The organism is Georgenia sp. Marseille-Q6866, from assembly GCF_965111665.1.
This window is the reverse complement of sequence record NZ_CBCOOR010000001.1, coordinates 212,984-229,854: the sequence shown is the minus strand read 5'-3', so window position 1 is coordinate 229,854 and position 16,871 is coordinate 212,984. Positions and strand designations below refer to the sequence as shown.

The window sequence follows — 16,871 nt, the reverse complement described above, 5'->3', positions numbered from 1 at the left end:
GACCGTCAGCCCGACATCGGATCAGCCCAGCAGCAGGCGCTCAGAGCTCGGGGCGGACGATGGTGACGAGGCGGGCGGTCGAGCGGTCGAGCGCGGCCCACGGCACCGGCACCTCGAGGACCGCGGCGTTGGCCGTGCTCATCCCGAGGGACACCATCTCCGCCAGCGTGCTGCGCTCCCCGTCGAGCAGGTGCGCGAGGGAGGACATCGTCGGCTCGTGCCCGACGACGAGCACGCGCCGGACGTCGTCGGGCAGCTCGGCGAGGACCGCGAGGACGTCACGCGGCCCGGCCTCGTAGAGCTCGTCCCGGACGTCGGCCGCGGGAGCGCCGTCCCAGCCGGACGCGACGATCTTGTACGTCTCGGTGGTCCGCAGCGCGCTGGACACGAGCGCCCGGTCGAGCCCGCCCACCTGGGCGGCAAGGATCGGCCCGAGCGCGGCGCCCTGCCGCCGGCCGTGCGCGGACAGCGGCCGCTGCTCGTCGCCCAGGCCGTTCTCCGGCTCGGCCTGGGCGTGACGCAGCAGCACGAGGGTCCGAGGCGTCACCTACTGGCCCATCGCGTGGACGCCGCCGTCGACGTGGACGATCTCCGCCGTCGTCGCCGGGAACCAGTCCGAGCACAGGGCGACGACGGCGCGGGCGGCCGGCTCGGCGTCCTTGACGTCCCAGCCGAGCGGCGCACGCTCGGCCCAGACGCTCTCCATCTGCTCGAAGCCCGGGATGGAGGTGGCGGCCGTCGTGCGGATCGGGCCGGCGGAGACGAGGTTGACGCGGATGCCCTCGGGGCCGAGGTCGCGGGCCAGGTAGCGCGCGGTGGACTCGAAGGCGGCCTTGGCCACGCCCATCCAGTCGTAGACCGGCCAGGCGAAGGAGGCGTCGAAGGTGAGCCCGACGATCCCGGCGCCCGTGGTGAGCAGCGGCTGGGTGGCCACGGCGAGCGACTTGAGCGAGAAGGCCGACACCTCCATCGCGGTGGCGACGTCGGCCCACTCCCCCGCGAGGAAGTTGCCGCCCATGACGGACTGCGGCGCGAAGCCGATCGAGTGGACCACGCCGTCGAGGTGGTCGGTGTGCTCACGCACGCGGTCGGCGAGGGCCGTGAGGTCCTCGGGGTTCGTCACGTCCAGCTCCACGACCGGCGCCTCGACCGGCAGCCGCCGGGCGGTGACCTGCGTGAGGCGCAGCTGGCGCCCGAAGGAGGTGAGGATGACCGTGGCTCCCTCCTCCTGCGCGAGGCGCGCCACGTGGAAGGCGATCGAGTTGTCCTTGAGGACGCCGGTGACCAGGAGGGTCTTGCCGTCGAGAAGTCCCATTGCTGTCTCCTGTCGCGAAGGTGAGGTCAGTGGCCCATGCCGAGTCCGCCGTCGACGGGGATGACGGCCCCGGAGACGTAGGCGGCGGCGGGCGAGGCGAGGTACTGGACGGCGCCGACGATGTCGGAGACGTTCCCGAAGCGGCCGGCGGGGATCGCGGTGCGCAGCTTGTCCTGCTGCGCGTCCGGCAGCGCGCGGGTCATGTCGGTGTCGATGAAGCCGGGGGCGATGACGTTGGCGGTGATCCCGCGGGAGCCGAGCTCGCGCGTGATCGACCGGGCCATGCCGATGAGGCCGGACTTGGTGGCGGAGTAGTTGACCTGCCCGGCGTTGCCGTACATGCCGACGACGGAGCCCATGAGGATGATGCGGCCGCCGCGCTTGCGGATCATGCCCTTGGACACGCGGCGCACGCAGCGGAAGACGCCGGTGAGGTTGACGTCGAGGACCTCCTCGAACTCCTCGTCGCTCATCCGCATGAGGAGCTGGTCGCGGGTCATGCCCGCGTTGGCGACGAGCACCTCGACGGGGCCGTGGGCGGCTTCGATCTCGCCGATCGCGGCGTCGACGGCGGCGGTGTCGCGCATGTCACCGCGGACGCCGAGGACGCCCTCGGGCAGCTCCCCGCCGCGGTGGATCGTCGCCACCCTGTCCCCCGCCGCGACGAAGGCCTCGGCGACGGCGCGGCCGATCCCCCGGCTCGCGCCGGTGACGAGCACGCTGCGTGCGTCGGTGTCGTTCACGTTCTCCTCCTGTGATGTTCGTCCGGTGGAACGGTATCCGACGGCAGCCGCCACGCGCGGGAAGCGTCCGGGAACTACCCTTGCTCAGTGAGCAGGAGACAGCGTGTTCACGCGATCACCTCGGTGGGGCGACCGCTGAGCGAGGACGTCCACGACCGAGCCGTGCGCTACGTCATCTCGATGGCCATCCGCTCCGCGTGCCTCGTGGGGATCCTCTTCACCGACGGCTGGCTGCGCTGGGTCATGGTCGCCGGCGCGGTCCTCCTGCCGTACTTCGCCGTCGTCCTGGCCAACGCGGGCAAGGAGCGCCCCGCCCCAGCGGATACGCTGATGGAGCTCCAGCTCCCCGAGATCGAGGCGTCTCCCTCCGGGCAGCGCCCGACCTACCCGCCCATCGACCTGAGAGGTGGCTACCTGAGGTGACCACGCCGGCCGACGAGTCCGCGCCCGCCGAGCAGGTCTGCAGCGCCAAGGGCTGCCGCCAGACCGCCGCGTGGGGCCTGCTGTGGAACAACCCCCGGCTGCACACCGAGGAGCGCCGCAAGACGTGGCTCGCCTGCGAGGAGCACCGTACGCACCTGGAGACCTTCCTCGGGTCGCGCTCGTTCCTGCGTGAGGTCGTGCCGGTCGCCGACCTATGAGCCGCTACCGCTTCCTGCTCTCCCGCCGGTGGCTCGGCCTCGCCGTCGTGTTCCTCGTCATCGCGGTGGCCTGCGTCTTCCTCGGTGCGTGGCAGTGGAGCCGGCACGAGGACCGGTCGGCGGCCAACGCGCTCGTCAACGGCAACTACGACAGCGCCCCGCAGCCCGTCGAGGAGCTCGTCTCGGACACCGTGCCGGCCGACCTCGTGTGGCGCAGCGTCGTCGTCGAGGGCAGCTACACCGGTGAGCAGGTGGTCGTGCGCAACCGTCCCGTCGACGGCACCGCCGCCGCGCGCGTCCTCGCCGTCCTCGAGGTGGACGAGGAGGACGACGACGGCGGCCGGCTCGTCGTCGTCGACCGCGGGTGGGTGCCGCTCGGGGAGGGCGACCCGCAGCTGCCCGACTACCCCACCGGTGAGGTGACCCTCGAGGGGCGCCTGCGCGCGGCCGAGGGCACCGACGAGCGGACGGCACCGGCCGGCCAGGTGTACCGGATCGAGCCGGTCACCGTGGCCGAGGCGGCCGGCGTCGCGGGCGGTGAGCTGGTCGACGGCTATCTCATGGCCACCACCGAGAACGGCGCGCCGGCCGCCGGCCTGGAGCCCTTCCCGCGCCCGGACACGAGCCCGGGCTCCCACCTGTCCTACGCCTTCCAGTGGTGGGTCTTCTCGCTCGGCGCGATCGTCGGCTACGTCGTCCTCGCGCGCCGGGAGGCGAAGGAGCTCGCGGGCGTGCCGGAGCGCGCCGCCCGGCCCGCGCGGACCCCGCGGCGCCGCACGGACGCCGACGAGGAGGACGCCCTCATCGACGCCCAGCTCCAGGACCGGTAGCCCGCCCTCGTCGCCGAGCGCTGAGTTGTTCCCCGCCCCCGCCGCCGAGCGCTGAGTTGTTACCCGCCCCGCCGCCGAGCGCTGAGTTGTTCCTCAGGCCAGGGCGACGAGCTCGCGGTAGGAGTCGTTCCACATGTCCTCGTCGCCGTCGGGCAGGAGGAGGACGCGGTCCGGCTCGAGCGCCTCGACGGCGCCCTCGTCGTGGGTGACGAGGACGACGGCGCCGGTGAAGGTCCGCAGCGCGCCGAGGATCTCCTCGCGGGAGGCAGGGTCGAGGTTGTTCGTCGGCTCGTCGAGGAGCAGCACGTTGGCCGAGGACACGACGAGCACGGCCAGCGCGAGGCGCGTCTTCTCCCCGCCGGACAGGACCTTGGCAGGCTTCTCGGCGTCGTCCCCTGAGAAGAGGAAGGAGCCGAGGACCGAGCGCACCTGGGTGTCGGTGAGGTCCGGCGCGGCGGAGCGCAGGTTCTCCACGACGGTCCGCTCGACGTCGAGGGTCTCGTGCTCCTGGGCGTAGTAGCCGACCTTGAGCCCGTGACCCGGGATGACCTCGCCGGTGTCCGGCTCCTCCACGCCGCCGAGCATGCGCAGCAGCGTCGTCTTGCCGGCGCCGTTGAGCCCGAGGACGACGACCTTCGCGCCGCGGTCGATGGCGAGGTTGACGTCGGTGAAGACCTCGAGGGAGCCGTAGGACTTGGACAGGCCCTCCGCGGTGAGCGGGACCCGGCCGCAGGGGGCGGGGTCCGGGAAGCGCAGGGCGGCGACCTTGTCGGCGCGACGCGTCTCCTCCAGGCCGGCGACCATCCGCTCGGCGCGGCGGATCATGTTCTGGGCCGCGACGGCCTTGGTGGCCTTGGCGCGCATCTTGTCGGCCTGGGCGAGGAGCACCGAGGCCTTCTTCTCGGCGTTCTGGCGCTCCTTGCGACGGCGTCGCTCGTCCTGCTCACGCTGCTTGAGGTAGGCGTCCCAGCCGAGGTTGTAGACGTCCAGCTCGCCGCGGTTGGCGTCGAGGTGGAAGACGGTGTTGACGGTCGCGCGCAGCAGCTCGACGTCGTGGGAGATGACGATGAGGCCGCCGGAGAACGTGGAGAGGTACTCGCGCAGCCACACGATGGAGTCGTGGTCGAGGTGGTTGGTCGGCTCGTCGAGCAGGAGCGTGTCGGCGCCGGAGAAGAGGATGCGGGCGAGCTCGACCCGGCGGCGCTGGCCGCCGGACAGGGTGTGGAGCGGCTGGTCGAGGACCCGGGTGGGCAGGCCGAGGTTGGAGGTGAAGCGCGCGGCCTCGGACTCCGCGGCCCAGCCGCCCTGGGCGTCGAACTCGGCGTCCAGGCGGGAGTAGCGCTCCATCGCCTTGGCCTGCGCGTCACCGGTCTTGGTGCCCATGTCAGCCTCCGCCTTGCGGATGCGGCGCAGGATGCCGTCGATCCCGCGGGCGGAGAAGACGCGGTCCCGGGCGAGGACGTCCATGTCGCCGGTGCGCGGGTCCTGCGGGAGGTAACCGATCTCGCCGGTGCGGGTGATCGTGCCGGTGTGCTGGACGACGCCGGAGGTCGCGTCCTCCCCCGCCAGCAGCTTGGTGAGGGTCGTCTTGCCGGCGCCGTTGCGCCCGACCAGCCCGATCCGCATCCCGGCGTCGACTCGGAACGTCGCCTCGTGGAGCAGCTCGCGTGCGCCGATGCGCATCGAGACGTCGTGGGCGGTGATCACAGGCAGACCTCAAAGACTTTCGGGGGTGGGGTGCAGGCGGCGAGGGCCGCACGGCGCCATCCAGTCTACGGCGGCTGTCACCCAGATAACCGCGCCGCCCGGTGTCGTCGGTCGCACCACCAGCCTGCGTCGGCCCGCCACGGCCGCGGCTCGTCGACGACCTCGTCCCGGCTCAGTCCTCCAGCGCCAGTCCAGGCAGGCACTGCACCCGGAAGGATGCCATGGCAGCCCAGAAGTCGTCCTCGGCCACCACCCAGCGGAGGTCCGGATAACGGTCCAGCAGGCCCATCACGGCTCCGTGGAACGCGAGGAAGACCTCTCGTCGATTCTCCGCGAGGTGCAGCGGGCCGGCAGGGCCGGACACCTCGACGCTCCCGTCGGACCGGTCCCGTAGCTCGAGCAGGCGCTTGTACTCGGAGCTGGTGAGAGTCGCGGCTCCGGGCCCGGAGCGACACCACGCCAGGAGCTGCTCCGCCATGGCGATGAGGGTCACGACGAGCTGCAGCCGGCTCCCGGTGGACCATCGGCCAAGGTCGCCGCTGACCCGCAGGTCACCGAAGGACAGGTCGGACGGTGGCACCGCCTCCACGGGGAACTCCGCCTCGATCCGGAGCATGTCAGCCTCCTCGGACCGGAAAGATCGTGATGACCCGCCCGTCGGACGCGTCCACCTGGACCAGGATGTTGTCCGACTGGCCGTTCACGGTCATCCGCTGCTGGAAGATCTGCATACGTGCTCCTCCCGGTGACGTCCTGGTGCCGTTCGCGACGACCTCCTCGGCTGCTGCCTGGATCTGTGCCCGGGTCGTGCCGGGAGCGAAGAGATCACCATGGCCTCCTGGAGCGTTTCCGGTGACGTGGCGCTCGTCGATGTGCCGCCAGCCTTCCACCGCGTTGCCGTCCTCGATGTGGGGGCGGCCCCGCCAGTTCGGGTCCCAGCGTACGTGGGCCCTGTCGTCGAGCATCTGTCGGAGCACGGGCCAGTCGGTGTCGAGCAGTTCCATCAGCTTGTCGGGGGTGCGGCCGCGTGCCGCGTACTCCTGCACGAAGTTGCGCAAGCCGGCCAGCCGGTCACGGCCGATCCCGCGGGCAGTGATCAGGTCGAGGATGCGTTGGCACTGCACGTCGTCGAGGTACCCGGCGACCGTCAGTGCATCCATCCCCAGCCGCTGGGACAGCTGCTGCTGGACCGGGCTGGCAGCAGGTCCCGGAACGAGGCGGGCTACCCGCTGCTCCAGGTCGTAGGCGGTCGACTCCCCGGCCCGCAGCTCGCGTCCGAAGCCGGGCAGGTCCTCTGCGCGGCCGGCCGTACCGAGTCGGTCCGACAGGGCTCCCACCCTGTTCTCCAGCCCGGTGATCTCGGCGTCCAGGGCCGCGTCGGCCGCGCCGGAGGCGGCGTAACGTTGCCGCAACGCCGCCGCCCGGGTCTGAAGCAGCTGCAGCTTCAGCCGCCACCCGGTGAGCACGGCGACGTCGTCCGTCGGCGCTGGGCTCTCGTCGCGCCGCGGCGCATCCTCGGTGTCTCGGACAGGGCCGGTGTCGTGCTCGTCGGACACCGGTGGCCCTCGGCGCCGGGACGCGCCGCGCGCGAACTCGTCGGCGGCGGCGGCCAGCCGCGGCGGGACCACCCGCGCCAGCCTCGGGACGAGCCGGGCGGCGTACCGGGCACCGACCCACCCGGCGAGGAGCAGCACGATGAGGAGAGCGAGCGCGATCCCGCTGTCCGCGGCCTGGTTGTAGTCGTCCTCCTTCTCTGCCGCTGTCTGCCGGACGCTGACGAGGTCGGCCAGTGACTTCACGAGGTCGGCAAGATGGGCTGCGGCGAACGCGACGAGGACGGCCTCACCGAGGGCCACTGCCGTCCCGAAACCGGCGCCAGCTCCCGCAGCCCCGCCACCGACACCGCCACCCACCGCCCCGGCGGGGGTGGCGAGCCCGAAGCTGGCCAGGGCGGACGCCACCCCACCGACGAGCGTCCCGGCACCCGTGCCGAGGACGCCTCCGGCGAAGGTGAGGATGATCGTCACCCAGCCCATCAGCGCCAGACCCATCGTGCTCAGCCGTCGCACGACGACGATCGGCAGGTCGAGCACCGTCATCATGTTCGACCAGATGTCGTGCAGGGAGCCGAGCGGATCGGTGAGGGGGTTGCGCGGGAGGTGGAACTGGCCCGCGAACGCCACGAGGTCCGAACCCAGGCCGGTGATCTCAGCCCAGACCGCTGGGATCGGCCAGAACAGGTCCACGACGAGCTGCATCGCCGCCTGGAAGAGGAACCCGACGCTCAGCCCGGACAGCTTCTGGCCGAGCACGTGCCACAGCCCGCCGCCGATGGAGCCGAGGTCGACCGAGCGGTCCTCACCCGTCTGCCGCTGCACCACCGGGCCGGCGGACGCCGTAGCGCCTACCCCCTGCTGCTTCATGTGGTCGGTGAGCACCTTGCGGCTCTCGCCGGGAAGCTCGCTGTGCACCTTCTCGGCGACACCGCGCGCGTACGGCGCGACGGCAGCCTCCGGGTCGCGCACCACGGCCTCGACCTGGCGCAGCACCGGGACGGCCTCACCTGCCCGCTGCAGGGCAGCCGCCCAGGGGATGGAGCGGATCCGTCGGACCAGGCCGGCCACCCCCTCGGTGACGTGGTCGACGCCCACGGTGGCCTGCTGCGCGGCCTGCTCGTGGCCCGTTCGGGCCTGCGCGGTGACGCCGGCGAGATCTGCGGTGCTCGCCGTCCCGGCGCCGGTGACCTGCGCGGTCGCGGTGTCCGCGGCCGGCGTGAGCCGGGTGGCCAGGACCGACCACCCGTTCTGGGCGCCTGTCCACAGCGCCCGGGGGCCCCCGAGCAGGCGCTCGACCATGCCCGCGGCCACCCCGGTGGCGCCGGAGGCGAGGCCGTCGATCCCGCCGGCCCGCTCGGACAGTCCGGTCCACGCAGCACCGAGCCCGGTCGCGAGGGACCCGGTGAGTGACCGCACCCCGGCGACCGCGGAGCCGGCCAACGTGGACAGCGTGGCGCCGGCCGCGGAGGCGAGGCCGCCGAGTCGTGCCCCTGCCGCGGCGACCGTCTCCTTCAGCGCCCTGCCGGCGGCGGCCACACCACCGCTGAGCCCGTCGACGACCGACATCAACCGGCCGACGACACCGGTCAACGCACCGATGTCCAGCGCCGTGACCGCGCGGCGCAGTGCACCGACGGGATCGCTCAGCGCCGACACTGCACCGCCGACCATCATCTGGAACCGGCCGGTCGCTCCGGAGACCACCTCCCGCGCCGCCGTCGAGGCCTGGTGCAGGCGCCCGGCCAGTCCCGTACCGAGCGTACGGACGCGACCAGCCGCCGCGCCGGCGGCGGTACGGACCTGAGCCAGTGCTCCGGCTGCCCGGCCGCGTACCGACTCCCAGCCCGCGCGCAGTCCGCCGGTGAGTACTGAGACCCGTCCGCGCAGGCCGCTGAGCAGCCCCTCACCGATCCGCTGCACCGCAGGCGTCCCGGTGGTGGGGAGGGGACGGAGGGCCGGGTCGCCCACGCGCCCCGGCGTGAGCAGCGCGCCTCCAGGCACGTCCGCGTCCTGTCCATCCTCCATCACGGGCTCCGCAGTGACGGAGGCGGTGCCGTCCGCTGCCGCCGGCACCGGTGTCCCGGGCGCTGCCGTGGGGATCGACGCTGCCGGCCGAACCTCAGCCGCCGCGCTCTGGTGTTGCGCGGTGAGAGCGACCGTCACGGCGCGGTTCCCCGCACCGCGCTGCAGTGCCAGCACCGCGGACGGGGAGCGAGGTCCGCGCACGGCGTGGGGCGCATCCCCCCGTGCCGAGCCCCCCGGCTGCTGCTCGCGGCTGGGGTGCAGCTGCCGGTCCGGCACGATCGGCTCGGTCCTGCCAGTCTCCCGGTCCACCCGCGCCTCCCGCCGCCGGTTTCCCGTCAGCATGGCACCGGGCTCCCTCCGCACGACGCGTCACGGGCCGCCTCTGCCCGATCGGACACGGGTGCTGCCCCGGCAGCCGTGTCGCGCAGGTGGCACTACGGCGTGGCGACGGCGAAGGTGTCGCAGGACTGGACCGTTCCCTGCTCGTAGCCGGTGGTGAACCAGCGGGTGCGCTGCTCGGCGGAGCCGTGCGTCCACGTGTGGGGCTCGACGTCCCGGCCGCTCGTCTCCTGGATGCGGTCGTCGCCGACGGCGGCCGCGGCCTCGAGGGCCGAGGCCACCTCGTCGCGGGTCGGCTGCTGGAGGAAGGTCTCACCGGAGTCCGGGTCCACCGTGCCGGCCGCCTGTCCGACGAACATCCCAGCGAAGCAGTCGGCCTGGAGCTCGGTGCGCACGGCATCACCCGCGGGGCCGGTGTCGGTGCGGTCGGCCTGGTCCATGATGCCCAGGGCGTGCTGGGCGTGGTGGCCCCACTCGTGGGCGACGATGTAGATCTGCGCCAGCGGCGCGTTGCGCGCACCAAGCTGGGTCTCGAGCTGGTCGAAGAAGCCGAGGTCGAGGTAGACCGAGCTGTCGGCCGGGCAGTAGAACGGCCCGACGGCGGCGGTGGCCGAGCCGCAGCCGGTCCCGACCGAGCCGGTGAAGACCTCGAAGCCGGGCATGGCGTACTGCTCCCCCACCTCCGCCATGGCGCCCTCCCAGTAGACGTCGAGCGCGTCCGCGGTGAGGACCATGCGGCACTCGGTGGGCTCGTTGGCGTCCGCGCCGGTCTGGCAGTGGCTGAGGTCCACGCCGCCCCCGCCGCCCGCCGTGTCGCTGCCTCCGCCGTCGAGCAGCCCTGCGGGGTTCTGTCCCGTGAGCAGCATGATCGCCAGGACGATCAGCAGCCCGCCCCCACCGATCCCGCCGCCGATCGCCATGCCGCGCCGACCGCCGCCGGACGTGCGGACCCGCCGCGAGTCCGCCCGGACTCCCTCGTTGAACGTCATGACTCGATCTTGCGACGAGAGCCCTCAGCGTGCGCGCGGTGAGCTCCCCGGTTCACCTCACCAGAACCTGCTCGGACGAGGGAGGTCGGAGGAGAACCGGGAAGGTCAGCGGTGGAGGCTGCCGCCCGCCCGCCGCCAGACGCCGAGAGCCGGATTCCTCGGTGGAGGAATCCGGCTCTCGGCGGAAGGGCGCGGTGGGCTCAGACGTTGAACTCTTCGAACCCACCCTCACCTGCAGGTTCGCCGTTAGCCGGGAGGCTGTGGGGGAACCATGGGGGAATCGGGCCGTGTGCGCTCCCCCGCCGAGACGGAGGTGGCGAGACCCTGACGGTCACGTCGTGATCTCGGGTGGGCAGCGCACCCACCATCGACCACTCTACCGAGCCCTGAGTTCTCCGTAGCCCGGGCCGTCCATCTAGGATCGGCGCGCGGGTCAGGGGTCAGCGCCCGGATGAGTCATCAACGCTGGCCCCGCGGGGGTCGTGGACTCGTACCTGAGGATGAGATCGCCCAGGAGCTCGACGGCCTGGGAGCCCGATAATACGACTCGCTGATGCCGAAGTCGGCAGCGGTCTACTTCAGGTGGACGCCCGGCTCACGGTTCCTCGCGACACGAACGACGTCGTCGCGGAATTCCTTGGGGTACGGCTTCGGCACGGTGCACATCCTCCCAGTGGCACTGTTCGGCACCACAGATCAGATGTCACCTATCCGTGCGGCAGCCCCGAAGTCCGCTCACGCGGCCGACGCCGCTCGCTTCGATGGGCCCGGACCACGAAGCTTGCAACCACCACGACGAACACTGCGAACCCTCGCGACCTGGTCCACGTCGATATCAAGAAGCTTGGCCTAATCCCCGACGGCGGGGGCCACAAGGTCCTGGGCCGCGCGGCCGGCAAGCGTGATCGCCGCCGTGGCATGGGCTACTGGTACATCGACAATGCTGTTGATGACCACTCCCGCCTGGCCTACAGCGAGCTCCTGCGCGATGAGAGCAAGGAAGACCGCCGCGGCGTTCTGGGACCGCGCGAACGCGTTCTTCGCGGGCCGCTGGGATCACCGTTCGCCGGGTCCTGACCGACAACGAGCCCTGCTACCGCTGGCCCTCGGCCAGGACGTCCCCCACAAGCACACCCGCCCCTGCCAGCCCCAGACCAACGCCAAGGTCGAGCGCTTCAACCGCACCATGCTCAGGAGTGGGCCTACGCCCGCCCCTACTCATCTGAGACCGAACGCGCCGCGACCTTCCCCGCCTTCCTCCATCACTACAATCACCACCGCGGCCACACCGCACTCAAAGGCGACTCACACGCCGACCGCGCACCCAACCTCAGTGGGCATACAGCTAGGGGCACACAGGCACGTCGACACGCCTCTCGCCGCAGTGGACGTCCGGCAATGGAGTACGGATCTCAGTGATGGTGTCGGTGCGAAGTAGACAACGGTCACCGCGTGACCTTTCGAGCGAACTTCTCGCGGCACTCTCGCAAGGACCGTCACGGGCACGGTCGATCCAAGTATCGACCGTGCCCGCCAGCTCGAGGAACCACTCCCGTCCTTTGACGCTGATGACTTACCCTCCGTGGGCCGTGTCCCCTGACGCGGCGCCGTGAAGCGTGTATCGCAGCCAGACCATGCCCTCTTCGAGCGTCTCGACGCCGCGTAGTTCGAGCGTGCGTCCGGCGGCCGGGAGTCGGTCCTCGCTGGGCTCGGCCTCAACGTAGGACGGGGAGTCCGACGCACCGTCGATCCCTGCGTGGATGAGGACGCTGAGTTCGTCGATGAGTCCGGCGGTGAGGAAAGCGCCGTTGACCAGGCCGCCACCCTGCAGCAGCAGTGTGGTGACGGCGAAGTCGGCAGCGAGGACCTCGAGCGCCCGAGTGAGGTTTCGGCCGTCGTCCCCGGCGAACAGGTAGGAGATCCCGAGCCCACGCAGGTGCTCCAGGTAGGCGTCCGACACGGACGTACCCAGTACGGCGACCACATCGTCGCCGTTCAGGGTGGGCTCGAGGTACTCGATCAGACCCCGTGGATCCGAGACGACCATGAGGCGTGGGTTGTTCCGGGGAGCCACATGGGTTGACCGGTCGCTTGTCGGCGGAAGGCCTGTGCGGTCGAAGTCACCGACATTGAAGTCCGTCTGGATGGTGACCCGTCCGAGGAAGCCGGCGTCGGCGTCGAAGGTCTCGGCGGTGCGCAGGAAGGCATCCAGCAGCAGGTCGGAGGAATTGCCGCTGTGCAGTGGTGTCCACCGCTGAGGGATCAAGCGGCCGTCGACGGAAGTGAGCATGTGACAGATCACGCGGGGGTGCATGGTGAGTCCTCTCAATGAGACGTACGTTCGTACGCGGTTCTTGTCGATCCTTGAGCTGCGGGGCCTTTGTGAAGCGTGACAGTTCGGTTCAGCACGCATCCGGGGGGCCAGCGTCAAGTCCTGTGAGCACACTCAACGAGGAACACTCGACCGGTGGCACGCTACAGCACAGCTGGTCGGTACGCCAACCCAACGGGCCGGTCGAACGGCGCACTGGTTCGGGCGCTCGGATCGGTCTGCTGTGTACCGTGCGGTGGCAGGCTCTGACAGCCCGCCGCGAGTTCGCTCAGGGGCGATCGACGCTGCGACGGAACTAGGTGTACTCAGCCAGGAGGTTGGTGACACTGCCGGTCGGTCGTTGACGTAGGGAGGACCTCCGGGTGAGGTGTGGCTTGTCGAGAGTCACGCCCAACACCCGGAGGTCCTCGTGTCCCACCGTAATGCCCGTCTGACGTTCCACGGACGCCTGCTGCTGGTGCAGCGCGTGCGGCAGGAGGGGTGGGCGGTGGCCCACACCGCCAAGGCGATGGGCGTCTCGCGGCAGTGCGCCCACTACTGGCTCAAGCGCTACGACCAGGAGGGCGAGGCGGGGCTGCATGACCGCTCCAGCCGCCCTCACCGCAGCCCGCGGCAGACGACCGCGCAGGTGGCCGCGCAGATCGTGGCCTGCCGCCAGGCCCACCGCCGTGGGCCGGACTGGATCGGCGCCGAGCTCGGCGTGCCGGCCCGCACGGTGTCGCGGGTGCTGCGCCGGGCCGGTGTGCCGTACCTGCGGGAGCTGGACCCGATGACGGGTGAGCAGATCCGCTCCTCCAAGGCCACCGCGGTGCGCTATGAGCGTGACCGGCCCGGGGATCTGGTCCACGTCGACGTGAAGAAGCTCGGCAAGATCCCCGACGGGGGCGGGTGGCGCGCCCACGGCCGGGGCAACGTGAAGAAGGACAAGACCCAGCGCATCGGCTACGACTACGTCCACTCCATGGTCGATGACCACTCCCGCCTGGCCTACAGCGAGATCCACGACGACGAGAAGTCCGAGACCTGCGCCGGGTTCCTGCTGCGCGCGGCGGCCTACTTCGCCTCAATGGGCATCGAGCGCATCGAGCGGGTGATGACCGACAACGCCTTCGCCTACCGCCACGGGCGGGCGTTCGCCGAGGCGGTCGCCCAGCTCGGGGCGGTGCAGAAGTTCATCCGACCCCACTGCCCCTGGCAGAACGGCAAGGTCGAACGCTTCAACCGCACCCTGCAAACCGAGTGGGCCTACCGCCATGTCTTCGCCAGCAACCAACACCGCCGCGACGCCCTTGCCCCATGGCTGCACACCTACAACACTGAACGCCGCCACACCGCACTCGGCGGCCAGCCCCCGATCAGCCGAGCGTCAGCAACGTGATGGCTGAGTACAACTAGGAGGCGGTGATCAGCCGTGAGAGCTGACAAGAGTCGCGATAGAGAACGGACACGACGTCTCATCCTCGACGTGGCGACGAAGCTCATCCATGACCGAGGGATTGGCGTCTCCCTCGACGTCATCGCCGCTGAAGCGGAGATCTCCAAGAGCGGACTCATCCACCACTTCCCGGGCCGAGATGCCCTGATCCGGGCCGTTGCCGAGGATGCCATCGAGAGATTCCGAGAGGTCGTCAACGAGAACGTCGACCTCTCGGAGAACCGTCCTGGCAAGCTCGTCCGCGCCTACATCCGCACAGTTCTCGGCGATGACGACACACCCAAGTTCAACTATCCCTGCTTGTGGGAGCAACTCACCTTGGCGGAGGGAGTCGCCGAGATTATCCGTAGCGACACGAAGCAGTGGCGCAGCGATCTCGGACGTGACGGGCTCCATCCAGACCGGATCACAACCGTCTATTACGCTGCAGAAGGTCTCAGCGCTAGTGCCCATTGGGACAGCACCATCTCAACAGAGACTCTCGCGCACGCGCGTAAGTTGCTCACCGCCATCTCAGACGGGAGCGGCCCACTTGAGCCGTGATCGTTGCTCCAACTGATGGACTCGTTGGCCATACAGCCTGAGCGGCTGGGGTGGGGTTCCAGCTCGTGTTTAGCGGAGGAACTTGGTGCTCTTCCGGCTCCAGGGTGTGGAGGTGGCGGCGTCGAGGCGGACGTCGGCATCGGGCGCGTCGCTCGTCGGATAGGGGTCGAGATCCTCCGAGGATGAATGAGGCCCGACCATCGCGAAGCCAGCACGGGCGCCGCCAAGTGGCAGTCGACACCGCACGCCGTACGAACCATACGCCCTTGACGTCAAACCATTTAGTTCGTTAGCGTCCCGCGGTGACCACACTCCACACCACCCCGCCACCGGCGCCCTCGAGGGCTGGACGCAAGGAATGGCTGGCCCTGGTCGTCCTCATCTTGGCCGTCACCCTGCTGGCGATCGACGGAACCGTCCTGTACCTCGCCGTGCCGGCGCTCATGGCCGACCTCTCGCCTACCGCGACCCAGCTGCTGTGGATCGGGGACATCTACTCCTTCGTCCTGGCCGGTCTGTTGATCACCATGGGGAACTTGGCGGACCGGATCGGGCGCAAGAAGTTGCTGCTCTTCGGAAGCGTCGCGTTCGGACTCGCCTCGGCGCTGGCGGCGTTTGCACCGAGCGCCGAGGTCCTGATCGGCGCCCGAGCCCTACTGGGGGCCGCTGGCGCCACCATCATGCCGTCAACTCTGTCGATCATCCGGAACCTCTTCCACGACCCTGCCCAGCGCACCCGGGCAATCGCGCTGTGGTCGGCCGGGGCGATGGCCGGCGGGGCGGTGGGCCCGCTGCTGGGAGGAGCGCTGCTGGAGTTCTTCTGGTGGGGTTCGGTCTTCCTGATCAACGTGCCCGTGATGGTCTTGATCGTCGCGTTTGGGCTCGTTCTCCTGCCGGAGTCACGCAATCCCCTGCCGAGTCGGATTGACCTGGCGTCCGCGGCGCTGTCCGTCCTTGCCATCGTGCCCGTGGTGTACGCGATCAAGCAGGCCGTCGGCCAGGGATTGAGCTGGTCGGCCCTCGCCGCCGTCGTTCTCGGAATCTTGAGCGGATGGTTCTTCGTGCGGCGTCAGCGTGGTCTCGACACCCCGATGCTCGACATCTCGCTGTTCCGGATCCCGGCCTTCAGCGGCGCCGTCGCAGCCAACGCCCTGTCAATCTTCGCCTTCCTCGGGTTGCTGTTCTTCTTCTCCCAGTATCTGCAGCTGGTCCGGGGTTACTCCCCGTTCTGGGCGGGCATGGCCGAGATGCCGGCGACCATCGCCTCCCTGGCCGTAGTTGCCGTCGTGGGTGTCGCCCTGACCAGGCTCGGACTGGGCCGCGCTATTGCCGGCGGGCTGCTCATTGGCGCGCTGGGGCTGGCGCTGCTCAGCGTCGCCGAGGGACTACCGGGATACGTGTGGATCGGCGTCGCCCTGGGCGTCATCGGGCTCGGCACGGGCCTGTCGATGACGCTCTCCACCGATGCGGTGGTCTCCGCGGCACCGCCCTCTCGTGCTGGTGCTGCCGCATCGATTGCCGAGACCGCCTACGAGCTGGGTATCGCTTTGGGTATCGCTGTCCTCGGTTCCCTGCAAACGGCTCTCTACCGATCCCACCTGCAGATCCCCGCAGGGACCTCCGCCGAGGAAGAGGCGGCCATCCGAGACTCCCTCGCCCGCGGGGTCAGCGTGGCAGGCGACCAGAACACCGAGCTCCTGTCGATGGCACAGGCAGCATTCACCCACGGCATGCAGACCACCGCCTACATCGCCGCCGGCCTCCTCGTCATCGCTGCGTTCATCGCCTGGCGACTCATCCCCTCTACCAAGAACCCAGGAGCCATCCGTGCCGCACACTGACACCACACCCACGCGTGACAAGGAACGCACCCGCGCAGCGATCCTCGACGCGGCCGCGCAGATGATCTCCGAGCACGGCGCCGGGGTGAGCCTGGCGGACATTGCGGCCCGAGCGGGGGTCTCCAAGGGAGCGCTGACCCATCACTTCCCCAGCCGCGAGGAGCTCGAGACGACCCTCCTCGTCAATGCCGCGGAGCGGTTCTGGGACGACGTGCGCGCACACGTCGACCTGGCCGAGAACCGTCCCGGAAAACTGCTACGGGCCTACATCCGAACTCTCACAAGCGACAGCGCCATCACCCAAGAGACCTTCTCCCCCTCATCCCTGCTGCAAGTGCTCGGCAGCCGCCCCTCAATGGGTGCGATAGTGGCGAGCGACGCTCGCCGGTGGCGGGAGGCATTCGCCGCCGATGGCCTGGAAGTCGCACTGTCTCTGGTGTTGAAGCACGCCGCAGAGGGTCTCGCCGCCAACTCCGGCACGCCCTACCTCACCGAGGACGAGCGCGACCTTGCGCGCGCCGAGCTTCTCAGGCTCGCAGAACCCCGGCCGATGCCGCCGGCCTAAACGCCACCAA

15 protein-coding genes and 1 pseudogene are annotated in these 16,871 nt (G+C 70.4%); 8 read left to right on the top strand and 8 right to left on the bottom strand.

The annotated features are described in order from the left end of the window. Positions 1-40: 40 nt before the first annotated feature. The 3 genes from ACWPXV_RS01105 to fabG are packed head-to-tail and all read right to left on the bottom strand — an operon-like array spanning position 41 to position 2,058. Entirely contained in the window at positions 41-547 is a 507-nt protein-coding gene (locus tag ACWPXV_RS01105) for a SixA phosphatase family protein (protein WP_454083485.1), read from the bottom strand. After that, complete coding sequence (gene fabI, locus ACWPXV_RS01100; RefSeq protein WP_454083484.1) at positions 548-1,315, bottom strand: enoyl-ACP reductase FabI; 768 nt, start codon at positions 1,313-1,315, stop codon at positions 548-550. Positions 1,316-1,341: 26 nt separating this feature from the next. After that, on the bottom strand, positions 1,342-2,058 hold the full coding sequence (gene fabG, locus ACWPXV_RS01095) for a 3-oxoacyl-ACP reductase FabG (RefSeq protein WP_454083483.1): 717 nt from the start codon (positions 2,056-2,058) through the stop codon (positions 1,342-1,344). A gap of 87 nt (positions 2,059-2,145) precedes the next feature. Between fabG and ACWPXV_RS01090 the strand changes: the two genes are divergently transcribed. Genes ACWPXV_RS01090 through ACWPXV_RS01080 form a run of 3 tightly spaced genes read left to right on the top strand, consistent with a single transcriptional unit; the run spans position 2,146 to position 3,529 of the window. Next, a complete protein-coding gene (locus ACWPXV_RS01090; protein ID WP_454083482.1) occupies positions 2,146-2,481 on the top strand; it encodes a DUF3099 domain-containing protein in 336 nt (111 codons plus the stop codon). Beyond that, positions 2,478-2,699, top strand: a complete 222-nt coding sequence (locus tag ACWPXV_RS01085) for a hypothetical protein (RefSeq protein WP_454083481.1) — start codon at positions 2,478-2,480, stop codon at positions 2,697-2,699. The genes ACWPXV_RS01090 and ACWPXV_RS01085 overlap by 4 nt, the downstream gene beginning before the upstream one ends. Then, positions 2,696-3,529: an SURF1 family cytochrome oxidase biogenesis protein gene (locus tag ACWPXV_RS01080; RefSeq protein ID WP_454083480.1), complete on the top strand. Its 834-nt coding sequence runs from the start codon at positions 2,696-2,698 to the stop codon at positions 3,527-3,529. The genes ACWPXV_RS01085 and ACWPXV_RS01080 overlap by 4 nt, the downstream gene beginning before the upstream one ends. A 93-nt stretch (positions 3,530-3,622) precedes the next feature. Here ACWPXV_RS01080 and ACWPXV_RS01075 read toward each other — a convergent pair whose 3' ends face one another. From ACWPXV_RS01075 to ypfJ, 4 genes are all read right to left on the bottom strand, one after another. Further along, entirely contained in the window at positions 3,623-5,236 is a 1,614-nt protein-coding gene (locus ACWPXV_RS01075; protein ID WP_454083479.1) for an ABC-F family ATP-binding cassette domain-containing protein, read from the bottom strand. Between the two features lie 172 nt (positions 5,237-5,408). After that, positions 5,409-5,852, bottom strand: coding sequence for a hypothetical protein (locus ACWPXV_RS01070; protein ID WP_454083478.1), 444 nt, complete (start codon positions 5,850-5,852; stop codon positions 5,409-5,411). Between the two features lies 1 nt (position 5,853). Beyond that, positions 5,854-8,817 carry a hypothetical protein gene (locus tag ACWPXV_RS01065; RefSeq protein ID WP_454083477.1) on the bottom strand — a complete coding sequence of 988 codons (2,964 nt, stop codon included), beginning with the start codon at positions 8,815-8,817 and terminating at the stop codon, positions 5,854-5,856. Between the two features lie 434 nt (positions 8,818-9,251). Then, on the bottom strand, positions 9,252-10,145 hold the full coding sequence (gene ypfJ, locus ACWPXV_RS01060) for a KPN_02809 family neutral zinc metallopeptidase (RefSeq protein WP_454083476.1): 894 nt from the start codon (positions 10,143-10,145) through the stop codon (positions 9,252-9,254). A 954-nt stretch (positions 10,146-11,099) separates the two neighbouring features. Here ypfJ and ACWPXV_RS01055 point away from each other — a divergent pair. Then, positions 11,100-11,564: pseudogene (locus ACWPXV_RS01055) on the top strand (integrase core domain-containing protein); the annotation flags it as partial. Positions 11,565-11,718: 154 nt separating this feature from the next. Here ACWPXV_RS01055 and ACWPXV_RS01050 read toward each other — a convergent pair. Then, on the bottom strand, positions 11,719-12,459 hold the full coding sequence (locus ACWPXV_RS01050) for a dihydrofolate reductase family protein (RefSeq protein ID WP_454083475.1): 741 nt from the start codon (positions 12,457-12,459) through the stop codon (positions 11,719-11,721). Positions 12,460-12,886: 427 nt separating this feature from the next. Between ACWPXV_RS01050 and ACWPXV_RS01045 the strand changes: the two genes are divergently transcribed. From ACWPXV_RS01045 to ACWPXV_RS01030, 4 genes are all read left to right on the top strand, one after another. After that, on the top strand, positions 12,887-13,855 hold the full coding sequence (locus ACWPXV_RS01045; protein ID WP_454083474.1) for an IS481 family transposase: 969 nt from the start codon (positions 12,887-12,889) through the stop codon (positions 13,853-13,855). 87 nt (positions 13,856-13,942) lie between these two features. Continuing rightward, complete coding sequence (locus tag ACWPXV_RS01040) at positions 13,943-14,455, top strand: TetR/AcrR family transcriptional regulator (RefSeq protein WP_454083473.1); 513 nt, start codon at positions 13,943-13,945, stop codon at positions 14,453-14,455. 302 nt (positions 14,456-14,757) lie between these two features. Next, the gene (locus ACWPXV_RS01035; RefSeq protein WP_454083472.1) at positions 14,758-16,296 is read left to right on the top strand and encodes an MFS transporter; all 1,539 of its coding nucleotides are present in this window, start codon (positions 14,758-14,760) and stop codon (positions 16,294-16,296) included. Next, positions 16,283-16,861 carry a TetR/AcrR family transcriptional regulator gene (locus tag ACWPXV_RS01030; protein ID WP_454083471.1) on the top strand — a complete coding sequence of 193 codons (579 nt, stop codon included), beginning with the start codon at positions 16,283-16,285 and terminating at the stop codon, positions 16,859-16,861. Before ACWPXV_RS01035 ends, ACWPXV_RS01030 begins: the two co-directional genes overlap by 14 nt. The last annotated feature ends 10 nt before the right edge of the window (positions 16,862-16,871 follow it).

Coding starts and splice junctions, on each gene's coding strand:
- ACWPXV_RS01070 (WP_454083478.1), bottom strand. CDS start 5,852: ATGCTCCGGATCGAGGCGGAGTTCCCCGTGGAGGCGGTGCCACCGTCC.
- ACWPXV_RS01065 (WP_454083477.1), bottom strand. CDS start 8,817: ATGGAGGATGGACAGGACGCGGACGTGCCTGGAGGCGCGCTGCTCACG.
- fabI (WP_454083484.1), bottom strand. CDS start 1,315: ATGGGACTTCTCGACGGCAAGACCCTCCTGGTCACCGGCGTCCTCAAG.
- ACWPXV_RS01080 (WP_454083480.1), top strand. CDS start 2,696: ATGAGCCGCTACCGCTTCCTGCTCTCCCGCCGGTGGCTCGGCCTCGCC.
- ypfJ (WP_454083476.1), bottom strand. CDS start 10,145: ATGACGTTCAACGAGGGAGTCCGGGCGGACTCGCGGCGGGTCCGCACG.
- ACWPXV_RS01050 (WP_454083475.1), bottom strand. CDS start 12,459: ATGCACCCCCGCGTGATCTGTCACATGCTCACTTCCGTCGACGGCCGC.